19 protein-coding genes are annotated in these 18,878 nt (G+C 64.1%); 14 read left to right on the top strand and 5 right to left on the bottom strand.

What is annotated here, in order from left to right; all coding sequences use genetic code 11:
* Positions 1–32: 32 nt before the first annotated feature.
* Together AB0N72_RS04405 and AB0N72_RS04400 are read right to left on the bottom strand one after the other, a co-directional pair.
* Positions 33–761 (bottom strand): VIT family protein, encoded by a 729-nt coding sequence (locus AB0N72_RS04405; protein ID WP_363934497.1) that lies wholly within the window; start codon positions 759–761, stop codon positions 33–35.
* A gap of 51 nt (positions 762–812) precedes the next feature.
* Positions 813–1,967 (bottom strand): DUF4439 domain-containing protein, encoded by a 1,155-nt coding sequence (locus tag AB0N72_RS04400; RefSeq protein WP_363934499.1) that lies wholly within the window; start codon positions 1,965–1,967, stop codon positions 813–815.
* Between the two features lie 105 nt (positions 1,968–2,072).
* On the opposite strand from AB0N72_RS04400, the gene rimP reads away from it, so the two are divergent.
* The 6 genes from rimP (at position 2,073) to AB0N72_RS04370 (ending at position 8,362) form a co-directional block, all read left to right on the top strand.
* Positions 2,073–2,684, top strand: a complete 612-nt coding sequence (gene rimP, locus AB0N72_RS04395) for a ribosome maturation factor RimP (RefSeq protein WP_363934501.1) — start codon at positions 2,073–2,075, stop codon at positions 2,682–2,684.
* On the top strand, positions 2,684–3,664 hold the full coding sequence (gene nusA, locus AB0N72_RS04390; RefSeq protein WP_363934502.1) for a transcription termination factor NusA: 981 nt from the start codon (positions 2,684–2,686) through the stop codon (positions 3,662–3,664). Before rimP ends, nusA begins: the two co-directional genes overlap by 1 nt.
* Positions 3,665–3,859: 195 nt before the next feature.
* On the top strand, positions 3,860–4,201 hold the full coding sequence (locus tag AB0N72_RS04385) for a YlxR family protein (protein ID WP_363934503.1): 342 nt from the start codon (positions 3,860–3,862) through the stop codon (positions 4,199–4,201).
* A 152-nt stretch (positions 4,202–4,353) separates the two neighbouring features.
* Complete coding sequence (gene infB, locus AB0N72_RS04380) at positions 4,354–7,215, top strand: translation initiation factor IF-2 (protein WP_363934505.1); 2,862 nt, start codon at positions 4,354–4,356, stop codon at positions 7,213–7,215.
* Positions 7,216–7,292: 77 nt separating this feature from the next.
* Positions 7,293–7,796, top strand: coding sequence for a 30S ribosome-binding factor RbfA (gene rbfA / locus AB0N72_RS04375; RefSeq protein WP_363934507.1), 504 nt, complete (start codon positions 7,293–7,295; stop codon positions 7,794–7,796).
* Positions 7,797–7,879: 83 nt separating this feature from the next.
* Entirely contained in the window at positions 7,880–8,362 is a 483-nt protein-coding gene (locus AB0N72_RS04370; protein ID WP_363934509.1) for a nucleoside deaminase, read from the top strand.
* A 29-nt stretch (positions 8,363–8,391) separates the two neighbouring features.
* Here AB0N72_RS04370 and AB0N72_RS04365 read toward each other — a convergent pair whose 3' ends face one another.
* A complete protein-coding gene (locus tag AB0N72_RS04365) occupies positions 8,392–9,546 on the bottom strand; it encodes a pyridoxal phosphate-dependent aminotransferase (protein ID WP_363934510.1) in 1,155 nt (384 codons plus the stop codon).
* Between the two features lie 34 nt (positions 9,547–9,580).
* On the opposite strand from AB0N72_RS04365, the gene truB reads away from it, so the two are divergent.
* The 8 genes from truB to AB0N72_RS04325 all read left to right on the top strand — a co-directional run bounded on the left by truB (position 9,581) and on the right by AB0N72_RS04325 (position 17,340).
* Positions 9,581–10,528: a tRNA pseudouridine(55) synthase TruB gene (truB, locus tag AB0N72_RS04360; RefSeq protein WP_363934512.1), complete on the top strand. Its 948-nt coding sequence runs from the start codon at positions 9,581–9,583 to the stop codon at positions 10,526–10,528.
* Positions 10,529–10,530: 2 nt separating this feature from the next.
* Positions 10,531–10,884, top strand: a complete 354-nt coding sequence (locus AB0N72_RS04355) for a hypothetical protein (protein WP_363934513.1) — start codon at positions 10,531–10,533, stop codon at positions 10,882–10,884.
* A 20-nt stretch (positions 10,885–10,904) separates the two neighbouring features.
* Positions 10,905–11,339 (top strand): hypothetical protein, encoded by a 435-nt coding sequence (locus AB0N72_RS04350; RefSeq protein WP_363934515.1) that lies wholly within the window; start codon positions 10,905–10,907, stop codon positions 11,337–11,339.
* A gap of 88 nt (positions 11,340–11,427) precedes the next feature.
* Entirely contained in the window at positions 11,428–12,411 is a 984-nt protein-coding gene (locus AB0N72_RS04345; protein WP_363934517.1) for a bifunctional riboflavin kinase/FAD synthetase, read from the top strand.
* A 160-nt stretch (positions 12,412–12,571) separates the two neighbouring features.
* On the top strand, positions 12,572–12,841 hold the full coding sequence (gene rpsO, locus AB0N72_RS04340) for a 30S ribosomal protein S15 (protein ID WP_144652206.1): 270 nt from the start codon (positions 12,572–12,574) through the stop codon (positions 12,839–12,841).
* 241 nt (positions 12,842–13,082) lie between these two features.
* Positions 13,083–15,335, top strand: a complete 2,253-nt coding sequence (locus AB0N72_RS04335) for a polyribonucleotide nucleotidyltransferase (protein ID WP_363934518.1) — start codon at positions 13,083–13,085, stop codon at positions 15,333–15,335.
* An 81-nt stretch (positions 15,336–15,416) separates the two neighbouring features.
* Positions 15,417–16,760, top strand: coding sequence for a pitrilysin family protein (locus AB0N72_RS04330; RefSeq protein ID WP_363934520.1), 1,344 nt, complete (start codon positions 15,417–15,419; stop codon positions 16,758–16,760).
* Positions 16,761–16,860: 100 nt separating this feature from the next.
* The gene (locus AB0N72_RS04325) at positions 16,861–17,340 is read left to right on the top strand and encodes a DUF1579 family protein (protein ID WP_363934522.1); all 480 of its coding nucleotides are present in this window, start codon (positions 16,861–16,863) and stop codon (positions 17,338–17,340) included.
* Here AB0N72_RS04325 and AB0N72_RS04320 read toward each other — a convergent pair.
* Both AB0N72_RS04320 and moaA read right to left on the bottom strand, forming a co-directional pair.
* Positions 17,337–17,603: a MoaD/ThiS family protein gene (locus AB0N72_RS04320; RefSeq protein ID WP_363934524.1), complete on the bottom strand. Its 267-nt coding sequence runs from the start codon at positions 17,601–17,603 to the stop codon at positions 17,337–17,339. The genes AB0N72_RS04325 and AB0N72_RS04320 overlap by 4 nt on opposite strands.
* Positions 17,604–17,609: 6 nt before the next feature.
* The gene (gene moaA / locus AB0N72_RS04315; protein ID WP_363934526.1) at positions 17,610–18,749 is read right to left on the bottom strand and encodes a GTP 3',8-cyclase MoaA; all 1,140 of its coding nucleotides are present in this window, start codon (positions 18,747–18,749) and stop codon (positions 17,610–17,612) included.
* Positions 18,750–18,878: the final 129 nt, after the last annotated feature.

Below are 18,878 nucleotides of genomic sequence, written 5' to 3'. Positions count from 1 at the left end.
GAACAGCCTAACTCCGCGGAAAGGCGAGGCCCCTAGAAAACGCCGCTGGCGCCCAAGAGCGTTCCGATCGAGAATGTGGCAGCCAGGGCCAGGGCTCCGCCAAGCACCACCCGGACGGCGGCACGGAAGCGGGAAGCCCCACCAATCCAGGCCCCGATGGCTCCTGTAATGGCCAAGGCGAGAAGCACCGCAACGAACGTCAGGGGTACGCGCATTTCCGGTGGAGGAAGAAGAATCGCGAGCATCGGGAGCACTGCCCCGAGCGTGAACGCCACGGCGGAGGCCAAGGCGGCGTTCCAAGGGCTCACGATGTCGTCCTCATGAATGTTCAGTTCCGCCGACAGGTGGGCCGCCAAAGCATCGTGCTCGGTCAGTTCTTCTGCTACCGTCCTGGCCGTCTTGGGGCTCAGGCCCTTGGATTCGTAGATTGCGGCGAGCTCATTGAGCTCGTCCTCGGGTTGCTCGGCGAGTTCGCGGCGCTCTTTTTCAATCAACGCTTTCTGGGTATCGCTCTGGCTGCTGACCGAAACATACTCTCCCAAGGCCATGGAGATCGCTCCGCCCACCAGGCCTGCTGTTCCGGCAGCCAGGATGCTGCCGGTGTTGGTGGTTGCCCCCGCTACGCCCACCACAATCGCAGCTACCGACACAATTCCGTCATTGGCGCCCAGCACTCCGGCCCTGAGCCAGTTCAGCCGGTGGGCGAGATCGTCCCGGTGCGGCTCATTCCCATGCATGGTGGCAGTTTCTGTTGAAGCCATGTTCCCAGCCAAGCACCCCATCGCGGCCTTGGCCAGCATGGCTAGGCTCGCCTATCCAGCGTTCGACGACGCGGCCGGGGCAGGAGCGGGACCGGACGTCGGCAGCGAAGGCAGCTCCCCGGCGTCGAGCTTGAGTCCGGGCAGGGCCGGAAGGGCAGCACCCCGGGCAATGCTCCTGCGGGCCGCGGCCATGAGGCCGTCCACGGCCCAGTCCCGGGTTTCGCCCGTGGACAACGCCACAAGGTCCCCATATACCGGCAGAGACGACGCTTCCAAGGCGCCCAAGGCGGCGGCAGGATCCTGGGTGAACAGCTGCGGAAGCTGGTAGCCCGCCGTTGTGGCGGGCACATCGCCGCAGTTGGCACGGGTCAGTGCCTCGGCCTGCCGCAGCAGGAGCATGTGGACCTGCAGGTCCTTGGTGGCGGCGGTGGCTGCACTGTCGGCCAGCCTCTTCAGGGCCACTTGGTAGGCATACACCGCCTCCTGCTGTGCGTGGACGGCCGCAGCGAGTGCCGAGTCAGTAGTGGCTGAGGAAGGGGCCGGTGTGGGGCTGACGGAGGGACAAGGTGCAGCCGTTGGTGTGGCTGCCGGAACTGTGGTTGCCGGAACTGTGGCTGCCGGAACTGTGGTTGCGGCGGGCGCCTTGTTGTCAGGTGACTGTTTCCCGGTCGCTGGCACGGGCGCGCGCACGGGTAGCTGCCACGCTGCGGCGAGCCTTTCGGCGTGCAGCAGCTGGGATGTCCCGACGGCGGCAAGCAGGCGGGCAATTCCGCCGTCGGCTTCGCGCGCAGCGGCCAGGCGTTTCGACGCGCTTGCGGACAACTGCTCCACCAAGGAAGCCCGGGTTGCCGGCGCAGCGGGTGCGGTGCCCGTTGCAGCGGTGGTGGAGGGGCCTCCTGTCGTCGTTTCGGGGGCCATCAACGCCCGCGCGTGGGTTGTCAGCAATGTCACAAGAACGTCGAGCCCGGCGTTTTTGGCGTCCGGACCCTCAGCGGCGGACAAGGCTTGAGCCGATTCGATCAACGTGGCGGCATCGTTGGAAGCATCTACGCGAGCGGTTTCGGAGAAGGAAACAGCCGGGGGAGTCCCGGAATCGCGGGGAATCAGCACCATTCCAGTGCCCGCTACAAGGAGGGCTACTACGACGACCAGCAGAACCCGGCCCCAGGCCGGTGTCCGACGTTTTTCGCTTGTTTGCCCGTTCACAACACACCATGGTGTCACGTGGGCGGGTAACTCCGTGCACCATGTTCCCGGGATAATCGTTAGGCTAGTAGTCACAACAACATCTATCGGGAGGCGGCGGGCAACGTGAGTGACTCGGAAGCCACGACTTCAACAGACCGTTCTGATTCGAACTCAACGGCCACCATCCACAACCCGGAAGAGAGCAGGCTCAAGGCGCTGCTCGAACCGGCTGTCCTTGCCAGCAGGCTTTACCTCGAGGATGTTTCAATCCACGTTGCAGGTTCGCACCGCACGGTCCACGTCGTCGTGGACCTTCCGCAGGAGGAGACCGGCGGCGTCAGCCTGGACGCCATCGCTGATGTCTCGCGGGGATTGTCGGATATTCTGGATAACGACCCCCACGACGACGGCCGCCCATACGACCTCGAGGTTTCCTCCCCGGGCGTTGGCCGTCCGCTGACCGAACCCCGCCACTGGCACCGGGCCCGCGGCCGCATGGTCCGGGTCAATGTCATCCAGGGCGACAACCTTCTGGGCCGCATTTCTTCAGTCGGCGACAACGACGTCACGCTCATCCCCGAGCACGAAGTCAAGAAGGGCATGAAGCCCAAGCAGGGCGACCCCATCACTATTCCTTTCGACAGGATCCGCCAAGGAAAAGTCGAAATTGAATTCAGCCACCTCCATGAGGCTGCGCTGGAAGACGAGCACAACGGACCTTCCGAGGAGGCCTAATGGATATTGACATGAGCGCACTGAGACTCCTGGAGCGTGAGCGTGAAATCCCGCTGGATCTCCTGATTCCCACCATCGAGCAAGCGCTGTTGGTGGCTTACCACAAGACGCCCGGCGCCTTTGAAAAGGCCCGCGCCGAACTGGACCGCAAGAGCGGACACGTGACCATCTGGGCCACCGAGATCGACGACGACGGCGAGGCAATCGGCGAATTCGAAGACACCCCGGCCGGTTTCGGCCGGATCGCGGCAAGCACCGCACGCCAGATCATCCTCCAGCGTCTGCGTGACGTGGAGGACGACAACGTGCTGGGCGAGTTCAAGGGCCGCGAAGGCGAACTTGTGGCCGGAATGATCCAGCAGGGCAACAACCCGCACATGATCCAGGTCAACCTCGGAGCCGTAGAAGCCCTGCTTCCGCCGCCCGAGCAGGTTCCCGGCGAGAAGTACCTGCACGGAAGCCGCCTGCGTGCTTTCGTGGTGGACGTCCACCGCGGGGCCAAGGGTCCGTCCATCACGCTTTCGAGGTCGCACCCCGGCCTGGTTCGCAAGCTCTTCGAAATGGAAGTTCCGGAGATCGCGGACCGTTCCGTGGAGATCGTCGCACTGGCCCGCGAAGCCGGCCACCGGACCAAGATTGCAGTGAAGGCGAACATCCCCGGCGTCAATGCCAAGGGTGCCTGCATTGGTGAAATGGGTTCCCGCGTCCGCGCTGTGATGACTGAGCTGAACGACGAAAAGATCGACATCGTGGACTTCAGCGATGATCCGGCAACCTTCATCGCCAATTCGCTGTCACCGTCGCGAGTGAATTCGGTCACAATCACGGACGAGGCCACCCGCTCGGCCCGCGTAGTGGTGCCGGACTACCAGCTGTCGCTTGCCATCGGCAAAGAGGGCCAGAACGCTCGGCTCGCAGCCAAGCTGACGGGGTGGCGGATCGATATTGTCTCCGACGCCGCCCCCGCCAAGTCCGAATAGCAGCACAACCGGCGGCTCCGGCCGCCGGTTCCGGGCCTCCCTCTTCGCGGCACCTGGTTTCAGGAGTCAGGGGCCGGGGGGCTAGACTGGATGGAACCGGGCTTACGTCCGGTATCCGCGCGCTTTGGTGTGCCTCGGCCGCAATTGCAGGCCGGAACACCGGGCGAAAGTAGCGTAAGGCAGGTTGGACACATCGTGGCTGAACTGCTTGAGCATGGCCAGGGGCCTGTTCGCACCTGCATCGGATGCCGGAAGCAAGGCTCCCGGTCCGAGCTTGTCCGGCTGGTCGCCCAAGGCGGCGGTTCATCTGCTGTTGTGGTGGATGTACGACGCCGGATGGCCGGCAGGGGCGCGTGGCTGCACCCCAACGAAAAGTGCCTGGCATTGGCGATCAAGCGGCGCGCTTTCGGAAGGGCCCTTGCGGGCGCTGCCGAGACGACCGCCGTCGAACGCTACCTGATGCCGGGTACGCCACTTGTGGATGCCCAGGCAACCACAGGAAAACCGTCCAAACCTGAAAGCGGGTCAGAAAACTGATGGAAACCCGATGAGTTCCCAGCGATGAGTGCGTAACGATGACAACTTTGTTGCGCTCTGCAATGGGCCTTTCAATCGCGCAAGCGGCGAAGGCCCGCAGTAAGAAGTAGACGGTTCGTGCCTGGCTCGGTGCGGACCGAGACAGGAGAAATGTGGCCAAGGTCCGCGTACATGAGCTCGCCAAAGAGCTCGGTATTACTTCCAAAGATGCAGTAACAAAACTGCAGGAATTGGGCGAATTCGTTCGCTCAGCCTCATCCACCATTGAGGCCCCCGTCGTGAAGAAGCTTCGCGACGCCTACCCGGGTGCCGGCGCTGCCAAGTCAGCCGCACCCGCAGCCGCTCCGGCGGCAAACCGTCCCGCAGCATCCCGCCCGGCTGCCCCGGCTCCGGGTCCTGCAACGCCCAAGGCTCCGGCCCCGGCGCCTGCAGCTCCCGCCCCGGCAGCTCCGGCTCCCTCGGCACCGGCACCGGCAGCACCTGCTGCTCCCGCGGCATCCACTCCGGTTTCCGCGAAGCCCGGTGCACGTCCCGCTCCCAAGGCAGAGACTCCCGCTCCGGCACCACGCCAAGGCGGCCAGGCCCCCCGTCCGGGTGGCCCCCGTCCCGGTAACAACCCGTTCGCACCGTCGCAGGGCATGCCCCGTGGCCGTGGCGGCGACGGCGATCGTCCGCCGCGTCCGGGCAACAACCCGTTCGCACCGTCGCAGGGCATGCCCCGTGGCGAACGCCGCAATGACGGCGAACGTCCCGGTGGTCCGCGCCCCGCAGCCGGTACCGGTGGTCCCCGTCCCGCAGCAGGAACCGGTGGTCCCCGTCCGGGTGCTCCGCGTCCTGGCGCACCCCGTCCGGGCGCTCCGCGTCCTGCCGGTGGTCCTGGTGGCGGAAACCGTCCTACTCCGGGCATGATGCCCAACCGCACTGAGCGTCCGGCTCCCGGTGGCGCAGGCCGTCCCGGTGGCGCTGGCCGTCCGGGTGGCGGACCGGGTCGTCCCGGTGGCGCTCCCGGCACAGGCACTGGTGGCGGAGCTCCCGCCGGCGGTGGCTTCGGCAAGGGTGGCCGCGGTCGCGGTGGTACCCAGGGTGCCTTCGGCAAGGGCGGCGCCGGTCGTGGCAAGCAGCGCAAGTCGAAGCGTGCAAAGCGCCAGGAACTGGAGCAGATGAGTGCTCCGTCGCTGGGCGGCGTATCAGTACCCCGCGGCGATGGCGAGACCATCATCCGCTTGCGTCGCGGCTCGTCCATCACGGACTTTGCCGAGAAGATCGATGCGAACCCCGCATCGCTGGTAACCGTACTGTTCCACCTTGGTGAGATGGCTACGGCTACGCAGTCCCTCGACGAGGACACCTTTGGCCTGCTTGGTGCCGAACTTGGCTACAAGCTCCAGGTTGTTTCGCCGGAAGACGAAGAGCGCGAGCTTCTTGACCAGTTCGACATCAACATCCAGGACGAACTCGACGCCGAAGGCGACGACGTCCTTGAGCCCCGCGCACCGGTTGTCACGGTCATGGGTCACGTCGACCACGGTAAGACCCGTCTTTTGGACGCCATCCGCAACTCCAACGTTGTGGCCGGCGAGCACGGTGGCATCACCCAGCACATCGGTGCCTACCAGATCAGCCACGTCCACGAGGGCACTGCCCGCGACATCACCTTCATTGACACCCCCGGTCACGAGGCCTTCACGGCCATGCGTGCACGTGGTGCCAAGGTTACGGACATCGCGATCCTGGTTGTCGCAGCCGACGACGGCGTTATGCCCCAGACGGTGGAAGCACTCAACCACGCACAGGCAGCAAACGTGCCGATCGTCGTCGCGGTGAACAAGATCGACAAGGAAGGCGCCAACCCTGACAAGGTCAAGGGCCAGCTGACCGAGTACGGCCTGGTTCCCGAAGAATACGGTGGCGACACCATGTTCGTCGAGGTCTCTGCACGCCAGAACCTCAACATCGATGAACTGATCGATGCCGTTCTGCTGACGGCCGACGCCGCCCTGGACCTGCGCGCCAACCCGGACAAGGACGCTCGAGGCATTGCCATCGAAGCGAACCTCGACAAGGGCCGCGGTGCCGTTGCTACCGTCCTGGTGCAGTCCGGTACCTTGGCTGTCGGTGACACGATCGTGGCCGGTACGGCCCACGGCCGCGTCCGTGCCATGTTCGACGAGAACGGTGAGGCGCTCGATGTTGCCCTGCCGTCCCGTCCGGTTCAGGTCCTTGGCCTGTCCAACGTGCCGCGTGCAGGTGACACCTTCCTGGTGACCCCGGACGAGCGTACGGCCCGCCAGATCGCTGAGAAGCGTGAAGCTGCCGACCGCAACGCCGCACTGGCCAAGCGTCGCAAGCGCATCAGCCTGGAAGACTTCGACCAGGCCGTCGCCGAAGGCAAGATCGACACCCTCAACCTCATCCTCAAGGGTGACGTATCCGGTGCCGTGGAAGCCCTTGAAGACGCCTTGCTCAAGATCGACGTCGGAGACGACGACGTTCAGCTCCGTGTCATCCACCGCGGTGTGGGTGCCATCACGCAGAACGACGTCAACCTGGCAACGGTGGACAACGCCATCATCATCGGCTTCAACGTCAAGCCGGCCGAGCGTGTGGCTGAACTGGCTGACCGTGAAGGCGTGGACATGCGCTTCTACTCGGTCATCTACGCAGCAATCGATGACATCGAGATGGCTCTCAAGGGCATGCTCAAGCCGGAATACGAGGAAGTCCAGCTCGGTACCGCCGAGGTCCGCGAAGTCTTCCGTTCTTCCAAGTTCGGCAACATCGCAGGCTCGATCGTCCGCTCGGGCATCATCCGCCGTAACACCAAGGCGCGTGTCAGCCGCGATGGCAAGGTCATCGGTGACAACCTCACCGTTGAGACGCTCAAGCGCTTCAAGGATGACGCCACCGAAGTCCGTACCGACTTCGAGTGTGGTATTGGTCTTGGCTCCTTCAACGACATCAGCGAAGGCGACATCATCGAGACCTTCGAGATGCGCGAGAAGCCGCGCGTCTAGGTTCCGCATGGAACGGGTCCGTCGGGTAGCCCCGGCGGACCCGTTCCGTCCCCGTTTCTACTTTCCAGGAGGAAGTCATGGCTGATCCCGCACGCGCTGCCAAGCTGGCACAGCGGATTAAGGTCGTCGTCGCCGAGGCCCTCGGGCGCCGGGTCAAGGATCCGCGCGTTGAGTCCATCACGGTTACCGACGCCCGCGTCACCAACGACCTTCAGCACGCCACCATCTACTACACCGTCTTCGGCGATGAAGTGGCCCACACTGACGCCGCACGGGCATTGGAAAAGGCCAAAGGCGTACTGCGCCAGGAAGTTGGCCGCAACATCACGGTCCGGCTCACTCCGACGCTCGAATTCGTGGCAGACCAGATTCCCGTCAACGCCTCGAACCTTGAGGAACTGTTGCGTGAGGCCAAACGCCGCGACGCCGAGGTAGCCGCATTGGCTGCAGGGGCAAAGCCGGCAGGCGATGCTGATCCGTACAAGAGCGATTCCCCGGCGGACATCGACGAGGACGACTTCGACGAAGAGGACACCGACCTCTCCGGCGACAACGAACTCGACGAAGACGCCAACCGCTGAATCCTCGGATTTTTGTCCAGATAATGCCCCTAAGAGCTGCTCTTGGGGGCATTATCTGTACGCAAAATGGTTAGGATCGGAACATGTCGGCGCACAGCACCCACGAGCGTGATGATTACCTGAACCGGGCCATACAACTGGCCGTGCAGAATGTTGCCGACGGCGGCGGACCTTTCGGCGCTGTCGTGGTCACCCCGGACGGAACGGCCCATGAGGGAGTCAACAGGGTGACCAGGGACCACGATCCCACGGCCCACGCCGAGGTAGTGGCGATCCGCCGGGCCGCGGCAGCAGTCAGGAAATTCGACTTGTCGGGTTCGGTGCTCTACGCCAGTTGCGAGCCGTGCCCCCTATGCCTTTCGGCGACGCTCTGGGCCAGGATCGGCCGGGTCTACTTTGCCGCTGACAGGCATGGAGCCGCCCGGGCAGGCTTCGACGACGCCCTGTTCTACGAGTATTTCAGCGGATCCAGGCCAGAACTCCTGCCCGTGGAACACGCCGAGCTGCCAGCGTCCGAGCAGCCCTTCGAAGCCTGGCGGAACCATGTCCGGCGGGCAGCCTACTAGGACGCGCAGCCCACTGGAACACGACGCAATCAGGCCCGGGCTGGAAGGCGGCTGACGCCGTCGAGAAGTTCCTCCTGGTTGCCGCAGAGCGCAATCCGGATCCAACCCTCACCGATCGACCCAAACGCCGTCCCGGGTGCGAACGACACACCGGAATCTGCCAGGAACTTTCGCACCCACGTCCGGACGTCCCCGTCGCTGGCATGCGACACGTCGGCCCACAAGTAGAAGGCTCCCTGCGCTCCCAGGAAGGGAATATTCTTGGCCGCCATCACGGCCGATGCCGCATCACGGTTGCTCCGGTAGTGGCTGTGGGCAGTGGAAACGTAATCCTGCGGGCCTGTCAGTGCTGCCAGTGCCGCGTACTGCGACGGTGAGGCAACACAGGACACGATCGATTCCATGACGTTGTTCATCTTTTGTTCCAGGCCTGGCGGGCAGATCAGTGCGCCGATGCGCAGGCCGGTCAAGCCGTATGTCTTGGAAAGCGTCAGGGACGTGAACACCCGGGCCTCGCCGGGAACGTCGCTGTCGAAGCGGGCCGGGCTGACATGCGGGACGTCGAAGGTGAAGGCCTCATAACACTCGTCCGAGATGATCCACAGGTCGTGCTTGCGCGCCAAGGCAACAAGTTCACGGGTGGTTTCCTCGCTGATGACGGCACCGAGCGGATTCGATGGCGAGTTCAGCATCAACACCCTGGTCCGCGGAGTAATAAGGGCCTCGATGTCCTCGATATGCGGCTGGAAGTCATTGTGCGGGTAAAGGGGGTATTGCAACGGCACGGCGTGCAGGAGGCGGCTCGTCATGGCAAACGTGGGATAGCCGGGGTTGGGGATCAGGATTTCGTCGCCGGGGGAGAGCAGCAGGCTCATGGCGAAATGCAGGCCCTGCTGGGCGCCGTCCACCACATACACCCGGTCCGCGCCGATATCCACGCCTTGCTGCTCCCGGAAACGCGCGGCAAAAGCTTCCCGGAGCGCAGGAATCCCCGCATTGGGTGTGTAGTTGGTCTCATCCCTGTCCAAGCACGCAATGCCCGCATCCAGCACGTGGCGCGGCAGGGCGAAGCCCGGCTCACCAATGCTGAGGACGATCGCTCCGGGGGTGGCCCAGGCGGCTTCTGTGATCTCGCGGATCTGGTTCACGGGGACATCGCGTACGTGCGCAGCAAGCTCAGGCATGGGAGCCATCCTAGCCACCCATATACTGGTAAGCGTGCTTTCTGGACTGGTAATCGTTGACAAACCGCAGGGATGGACCAGCCACGATGTGGTTGGCCGGATGCGGCGGCTGGCCGGCACCCGGAAAGTGGGGCATGCGGGGACCCTTGATCCCATGGCCACCGGGGTGCTGGTGCTCGGCATCAACAAGGCAACCCGGCTCCTGACCTACATCGTTGGGACCTCCAAGACCTACACCGCCACCATCAGGCTGGGCGAAACCACCATCACTGACGACGCCGAGGGCGAAGTCACTGAGGCGCGCAGTGTCGCCGAGGTCACCGGCGACGCGATCGCCGCCGGCGTCGCCGCTTTGACCGGGCCCATCCAGCAGGTGCCCAGCAGCGTCAGTGCCATCAAAGTCAACGGTGAGCGCTCCTATGCCCGCGTCCGCTCGGGAGAAGAAGTGAAACTCGCCGCCCGCCCGGTCACCATCCACCGCTTCGACGTCCACTCCGTCAACAGGGTCGACGGCGGCAGGGTAGTCGACGTCGACGTCACCGTGGAATGCTCGTCCGGCACGTACATCCGGGCCCTGGCCCGCGACCTCGGTAATGCGTTGGGCGTAGGTGGACACCTCACGGCCCTGCGTCGCACCCAGGTGGGACCCTACTCGATCGACCAGGCCCGGACGTTGGAGGAGCTGGCCGAGGAGCTTGAGGTCCTTGAGATGTCTTTGGCCGCGCGTGCTCTCATGCCCAACCGGGAGCTGAGTGAGGACGAAACCACGGAGATCTCCTTCGGCCGCCGCATAGCAGCCGGCCCGGGAGCAGGCACCGCGGAAGCCGCGACGGCGGACAAGCCCGCCGCAGCGTTCGCGCCGTCGGGGGAGTTGGTAGCGTTGCTGGCCGACTCCGGAACCTTCGCCAAACCCGTGCTGGTTTTTGCGCCGGGCACTGGTCCGGGTACTGGAACCGATGCGGACGCGGGGCAGGCCAAGTAGGCATGGACGGTTACTTTTACGCACTCCTGATTGTCGGCTTGGTCTCCACCATCATGTGCCTGGTTGCGGGGCTGATGAAGAAGGCCCCGAACGACCCCACGATCTACTCCGTGCTGGCCGTCGAAGTGGTGCTGTTGGTCTACCTGGTGGGATCGATCGTCCGCGTGGCCTTGGGTGAGCAGATTGCCGGCGAGCCCTGGGAGTTCTGGGGCTACATGCTCACAGCGCTGATCATCCCCTTGGGCGCCGTGTACTGGGCCATCCTCGAACGAACCCGCTGGAGCAACTTTGTCCTTGCGGCCGTGGGCGTGACGGTGCTTGTGATGGGTGCCCGCATGAACCAGATCTGGTACTGACCTTGAAGGAAGAAAACAAAGTGACTGGAATCGAGACCAACTCCGCAGGCCAAGAGCCGAAGCAGAAGGACACCCGGAACACGGGTCCGGGGCGCCTCCTGATTGCGGTGTACGCGGTTTTCGCCCTGTCGGCAACGGCGCGGGCCGGCTACCAGATCGCCACCAAGTTCGCCGAAGCTCCGTTGGCGCACATCCTTTCGGCGTTCGCCGCCGTCGTCTATATTGTGGCGACCGTTTCGCTGGCCAAGCCGGGCCGCACCTGGTTCAAGGTGTCGCTGGCTGCCGTGCTCACGGAACTGGTCGGTGTGCTGGTAGTGGGAGCCATCAGCCTCTTTGACCCTGTCGCTTTCCCGCATGACACCGTGTGGTCCCTGTTTGGTCGCGGATACGGCTTCGTGCCGTTGCTGCTGCCGATCCTTGGGCTCCTGTGGCTCAACAAGCGCCGCCCGTCCTGAGCCGACTGCCCGTGCGGGTAACCTTAGAATGTTCCGGCGCCGGGAGGTTGCCGGACGGAACGAACATCTGCAGTAAAAGGCGAGGTTGATGGTCCACATCTGGAACGATCCCACTGAGGTCCCCAAGGACTTCGGACCTACCGTTGTCACCATCGGAAATTTCGACGGCGTGCATCGGGGCCACCAGCATGTCCTCTCGCAGCTGACGGACACTGCAAAGCGGTACGGCATTCCGTCGGTCGCTGTCACTTTCGATCCCCACCCGGCCCAGGTCCACCGGCCGGATGCAGCGCCGGAATTGATCATGGGCCTCCAGGACAAGCTGGACGCGCTCGGCGATACCGGCGTCGATGCCGTCCTGGTCATGAAGTACACGCTGGACCTTGCGGCAATGTCGCCCATCGAATTCGTTCGTGACGTCCTGCTCGACGGTCTTCATGCCGCGCACCTCGTTGTGGGTCACGATCTCCGTTTCGGCGCCGGAAACGTCGGTGACGTCACCACCATGCAGGAACTGGGCGAACAGCTTGGCTTCGGCGTGCAGGTGGTCAACGAGTACGGCGCAGGCGGCTCCCCGCTCCATCACGACGGCGATGCCGACCGCCGCTGTTCCTCCACCTGGGTGAGGGAAGCCTTGTCCGAAGGCGATGTGGTCACCGCCGCAGCCGTGCTGGGCAGGCCGCACCGGATGCGCGGGGAAGTTGTCCATGGCGCTGCCCGCGGACGCGACCTCGGATTCCCTACAGCGAACCTTTCCCATGATTCAACCGGCTACATCCCGGCTGATGGCATCTACGCGGGCTGGCTGATCGACCAGTCGGGAACCCGGTGGCCTGCCGCGATTTCCGTGGGTTCGAACCCCACCTTTGATGGCGTCAGCCGCCAAGTGGAAGCGCACGTCATCGACCGCCCGGAGGAGAACGTGGAGGACTTCAACCTGTACGGCCAAACCGTTGCGGTCGAATTCACCCGGCGCCTGCGCGGTATGGTGGCCTACCGCGGGCCCGAAGCCTTGGTGGAACAGATGTGCCTGGACGTGGCCCAGGCGCGGGAGTTGCTCGCCCCGCAGTAGGGGTGTTTCGACAACACCGCCGGCCTGCCGGTAAACTGATGAGTGGATCCGGCCGCAGTCCGTGGCAGCTGGACCTGTTTTTGTGTGTGGCAACGCATCCAAGGGCAACCCGTCAGCGAGGCGCTGCATCGGGACGCACGGCACAACTCTAGGAGTTCACGTGGCACTTGACGCCGCTGTAAAGCAGTCCATCATCAAGGAATACGCAACCAGCGAAGGCGACACCGGTTCGCCCGAGGTCCAGGTTGCAGTCCTGACCCAGCGGATCAAGGATCTGACTGAGCACATGAAGGAGCACAAGCACGACTTCCACACCCAGCGCGGTCTGCTGGCCATGGTTGGTCGTCGTAAGCGCATGCTTTCCTACCTGAAGAACACTGACATCGCCCGCTACCGTTCGCTCATCGAGCGTCTCGGCCTGCGCCGCTAGTCTGCCTTTAGGGGCGGCCCGCTCGTTCGCGGGACGGGCCGCCTTCTTCACCAATAACTAAAAACAGGAATCAACCGCATCGCGCATTCGCGGTCCTCGGTAGTGATTCCCGGGAAGGCCTTCCCTGACGATGGCGCCCGTGGATCTCGATCGATGACCGGGTGTAGTACAGGCCAGGAAAAAAGAAGAGGCCTGGGTTGATGCGGTGGACTTCCGCTAACAGAAACGGAGGTGACTCTCTATGGAGGGTCCCGAAATCCAGTTCTCCGAAGCCATCATCGACAACGGCCGGTTCGGCAAGCGCGTCATTCGCTTCGAAACCGGTCGCCTTGCCAAGCAGGCAGCCGGCGCTTCGATGGTTTACATCGACGAAGACACCGCGTTGCTCTCCGCAACCACCGCAGGCAAGCAGCCGCGCGAAGGTTTCGACTTCTTCCCGTTGACGGTCGACGTCGAAGAGCGCATGTACGCCGCCGGACGCATCCCGGGTTCGTTCTTCCGCCGTGAAGGCCGCCCGTCCACCGAGGCCATCCTGGCTTGCCGACTCATGGACCGCCCGCTGCGCCCCGCCTTCGTCAAGGGCCTGCGCAACGAAGTCCAGATCGTCGTCACGGTTCTGGCCATCAACCCCGATGAGCTCTACGACGTCGTCGCCATCAACGCGTCCTCGATGTCCACGCAGCTTTCCGGCCTCCCGTTCTCCGGCCCGATCGGTGGCGTCCGCGTTGCCCTCATCGCCGATGAGCAGGGTTCGCAGTGGGTTGCTTTCCCCAAGCACTCCCAGCTTGAGAACGCCGTGTTCAACATGGTTGTTGCCGGCCGCATCGCAGGTGACGACGTCGCCATCATGATGGTTGAAGCCGAAGCCACGGACAACTCCTGGAACCTCATCAAGGAACAGGGCGCAACTGCTCCCACCGAAGAAGTTGTTTCCGAGGGCCTCGAGGCCGCAAAGCCGTTCATCAAGGCTCTGTGCGAAGCCCAGGCAGACCTTGCTGCCCGTGCTGCCAAGCCCACGGTCGAGTTCCCCGTGTTCCTGGACTACCAGGACGACGTTTACGCAGCGGTCGAGGCCGCAGCCGCCGACAAGCTGGCTGCCGTCTTCCAGATCGCCGACAAGCAGGAGCGCGACAACGCCAGCGACGAACTCAAGGACGAAGTCCTGGGTGCCCTCGCCGGCGAATTCGAAGGCCGCGAGAAGGAACTGTCCGCAGCTTTCCGCTCGGTCACCAAGCATGTCGTGCGCCAGCGCATCCTCAAGGACCAGGTCCGCATCGACGGACGTGGCCTGACGGACATCCGCCAGCTGACCGCCGAGGTTGAGGTTCTGCCCCGCGTTCACGGTTCGGCCATCTTCGAACGCGGCGAGACCCAGATCATGGGTGTCACCACGCTGAACATGCTCAAGATGGAGCAGCAGATCGACTCGTTGTCGCCGGTAACGCGCAAGCGCTACATGCACAACTACAACTTCCCGCCGTACTCCACCGGTGAGACCGGCCGCGTTGGTTCCCCCAAGCGCCGCGAAATCGGCCACGGTGCCCTCGCCGAGCGCGCCCTGGTTCCGGTGCTTCCCACCCGTGAAGAGTTCCCGTACGCCATCCGCCAGGTATCCGAAGCCCTCGGTTCCAACGGTTCGACGTCCATGGGTTCGGTGTGTGCCTCGACGCTCTCCATGCTCAACGCCGGCGTGCCCCTGAAGGCAGCTGTTGCCGGTATCGCCATGGGCCTGGTTTCCGACCAGGTCGACGGCCAGACCCGCTACGCAGCCCTGACCGACATCCTCGGTGCCGAAGACGCTTTCGGCGACATGGACTTCAAGGTTGCCGGTACGTCCGAGTTCGTCACGGCTATCCAGCTGGACACCAAGCTCGACGGCATCCCCGCATCCGTGCTGGCAGCAGCACTGAAGCAGGCCCGCGAAGCCCGCCTCCACATCCTCGAGGTCATCAACGCAGCAATCGACACCCCGGACGAGCTCTCCGAGTTCGCCCCGCGCGTCATCGCTGTCAAGATCCCCGTTGACAAGATCGGCGAGGTCATCGGCCCCAAGGGCAAGATGATCAACCAGATCCAGGAAGACACGGGCGCGGACATCTCCATCGAAGATGACGGCACGGTCTACATTGGCGCCACGAATGGCCCGTCTGCAGACGCAGCACGTTCGGCCATCAACGCCATCGCCAACCCGCAGGTACCGGAAATCGGCGAGCGTTACCTGGGTACGGTCGTCAAGACCACCACCTTCGGCGCCTTCGTTTCCCTCACCCCGGGCAAGGACGGCCTGCTGCACATCTCCGAGCTCCGCAAGCTGGCCAATGGCAAGCGCGTGGACAACGTCGAAGATGTCGTCTCCGTGGGCCAGAAGGTCCAGGTCGAGATCACCAAGATCGATGACCGCGGAAAGCTCTCCCTCTCGCCGGTTGTTGCCGAAGAAGAAGGCGCAACCGCAGAGGAAGCTCCGGCCGAGGCCGCTGAAGCTTCCGCAGAGTAGTCTGTAAGCAGTACACCCGGCGGGGCCGGTGGGCTTGAAAAAGCTCCACCGGCCCTTCCGGCCTTAACCCGAAAGGCTTTAATGACTGTCGTACCCTTGCCGTTGGAGCAAACCCTTCCTGGCGGCGAATTGATCCATGGTGCCGAGGGCGGTTCCGTCGTGCGGCGTTCGGTCCTTCCCGGCGGCGTGCGCGTCCTGACCGAGGCGATGCCGGGCCAGCGTTCGGCCACCATTGGGTTTTGGGTGGCAGTTGGTTCGCGAGACGAGGCAGAGGGCCAGCACGGATCCACGCACTTCCTTGAGCACCTGCTGTTCAAGGGCACGAAGCGCCGTACGGCCCTGGAAATCGCATCAGCCTTCGATGAGGTAGGCGGCGAGTCCAATGCGGCAACGGCAAAGGAAAGCACCTGCTACTTCGCCCGCGTGCTGGACACCGATCTGCCGATGGCCATCGATGTCATCGCGGACATGATCACCGGTGCGGTCCTGGACCCCGCCGAACTTGAGCAGGAACGCGACGTCATCCTTGAGGAAATCGCCATGGACAGCGATGACCCGACCGATGTGGCGCATGAGAAGTTCGTGGCCGCGGTGCTGGGAGACCACCCGTTGGCCCGTCCCATCGGAGGGACGCCGGATGCCATCAAAGCCGTGGCACGCGACTCCGTATGGGAGCACTACCAGCGCTATTACCGGCCGGAAGAGTTGGTCATCACCGCTGCGGGCGGATTGGACCACGACGTCGTCTGCGGGCTTGTCCTCGATGCCCTGACCGCCGCCGGTTGGCAGCTTGACCCCAATGCCGCTCCGGTGGAACGGCGGGGCACGGACAGGGCTGTCATCACCGGAACATCCGGTCTTCACGTGGTCAAGCGCCCCGTGGAACAAGCAAACATCATCATGGGTTGCCCCACGATCGTCGCCACGGATGACCGCCGCTTCGTTATGAGCGTCCTCAATGCGGTCCTGGGTGGAGGAATGTCCTCGCGGCTGTTCCAGGAAATCCGCGAGAAGCGGGGCTTGGTGTACTCGACGTACTCCTTCACCGCAGCCTACGCAGACGCCGGATACTTCGGAATGTACGCCGGCTGCACGCCGTCGAAGGTCCGCCAGGTACTGGAACTCCTGGGCGTGGAGCTGGACAAGCTCGCCAAGGATGGGATCACCGCGGAAGAGCTCAGGAAGGCCGTGGGCCAACTCAGCGGCGGCATTGTGCTGGCCCTTGAGGATACCGGTTCCCGGATGTCACGTCTGGGCAGGGCAGAGCTGGTATCCGGTGAATTCCAGGACATCGACGAGACCCTTGCCCGAATCCAGGCGGTCACCGTGGAGGAGGTCCAGGAACTCGCCCGCGAACTCGCCGAGGCTCCCCGTACCATCACGGTGGTAGGGCCCTTCGAGGAATCCGAGACCTTCGGGCTCTGAACCCGTTCGGATTCGGCTGCGCAGTCTCTGGACTCACGTACGGTCAACAGGGCAGCATGATCACACATGGTGATGCCGCCCCGTTGACTTTGGAGACCTGATGGACCTGCCCGCAACCGGTCATGCCGCGGACATTCTGCGGGATTTCATCGGCCATTGGAGGGGCATCACCGAGATCGCGTCTTCCCCCTGGGGAACTGCCCGTACAGCCGAGGCTGACGTGGTGTTCACCAAGACTGCCGGTGGCCACGCCGTCGTCCAGAGCTACAGGCACCGGGAACCGGACGGCACACATTTTGAGGGACATGGCATGTTCACCGTTGACCGGGACCATGGAGACACCCTGTGGTACTACGTGGACAGTATGGGAAAGCCTCCGGCGGCCCCTGTCAGGGGAACATGGAGTGCGGGCGTCCTCACGCTGGACCGGCGCACCCCCGACGGCGTCGCCAGGCACACCTTCCGCGTTGAAGACGGCGTGCTGGTGCACACCGCCGAGCTCAGGTTGGAAGGCCACCCAGGCTTCAGCCCCCTCCTGAAGAGCGTCTTCAGGAGAACGACGGTTCCGACGCGCCCCTAGCCTCCGGCGAACGGCGGGAGGACATCGATGACGTCGTCGGCACCGAGCGGGGCCGAATGATCCCGAACGGCCACTTCGTTGCGGAGGAAGCTGCTGCGTGCCACTATCCTGGCCAGCGGGGGCGTGCCTTCCGGGGGCGTGGGACGTTCGACGGCGAGGGCGGCTTCCAGGAGGCCCTCAAGGCTGGTGCCTTCCGGAAGTGCGTGGAGTTCTTCTTCGACTCCCGCGGCCGCGCGCGCGGCAGCGAAGTAACGGACCAGCAAGTTCTTTCAGCCTCCGATTGCGCTCATACTGCGGTCCGGCTGGACGAAGTCCGCTGCGCCGAGACCTGTGTGGTCCATGCCATGGGCCTTGGGTTTGATCCACATGGCGTCCTGCCAGCGTCCGGCGAGTTCGGCATCGCTGGCTCCTTGACGAAGAAGCCCCAGGAGGTCGAACTCTTCCCGGGAGAACAGGCAGCTCATGATCTTGCCTTCCGCGGTGATACGCGTCCGGCGGCAGTCCGAACAGAATGGTTCCGTGACCGAGGCGATGATGCCTACCGTGCCGAGGACCGGGCCTGACGCTTCACCGCTGCCGGTGTCCCGGCGTCGTACCTCAAAGCGCTCGGCAGGGGCGCCGTCGCGTTCGCGGGGGTCGCTGGACAGCACGAAGTCCCGGGACAACAACTCCCTGATTTCGGCCGCTGTGATCATGTTGCGGCGCGTCCAGCCGTGGTCCGCGTCCAGGGGCATCTGCTCGATGAAGCGAAGTTCGTAGCCGCGGTCCAAAGCCCAGGCCAGGAGATCCGGGGACTCGGTGTCGTTGATGCCGCGCATGAGCACGGCGTTGAGCTTGACCGGCCCCAAGCCGGCTGCCCATGCGGCGTCCACGCCGGCGAGGACCCGGTCCAGGAAGGGTCGGCGGGTGAGCTTGGTGAAGGTTTCCTCATGCAGCGAATCGAGGGAGACGTTGATCCGGGTCAGGCCGGACGCCTTCAGCAATGCGGCTTTCTTGTCCAGGCCCACGCCATTGGTGGTCATGGAGATGGGAAGATCCGGATGTTCGCTTCGGATCCCGGAGATGATCTCCGCCAGATCGGCGCGCACCAGCGGTTCGCCGCCGGTGAGGCGGAGTTCCCGGACTCCCAGCGCATTGACTCCGATGCGGACGATCCGGACGATTTCGTCCCGGGTCATGACGGCCTGCTTGGAGAGCCATTCGAGGCCTTCGGCAGGCATGCAGTAAGTACACCGGAGATTGCATTTATCGGTCAGGGAAAGGCGCATGTCAGTGGCGCGACGACCATACCGGTCCCACAAACCTGCAGGCGTGCCTGCAGGACGGGCCGGCGGAGTTGCCGCGCCGCTCTCCGTGCTGCCTTCGCCACTGCTGGAAGGGGGCAGCGGCATGCCCAACTGAACACTCATAAATTCAGGCTACGCCACCGGGGCCGGATCAGTGACACCGGTTACAGTCATTGAGTTCTTACGGAATCCGTACGGTCCGCGCCGGACGTGCATAATCGCGTGCCGGGTGCCGCAGGCAAATCTATGCTG

Origin of the sequence: Paenarthrobacter sp. NPDC089307, assembly GCF_040685055.1 — a bacterium.
Taxonomy (GTDB): Bacteria; Actinomycetota; Actinomycetes; order Actinomycetales; family Micrococcaceae; genus Arthrobacter.
The sequence above is the reverse complement of the archived record's forward strand: the minus strand, read 5'-3'. Positions and strand labels throughout refer to the sequence as shown.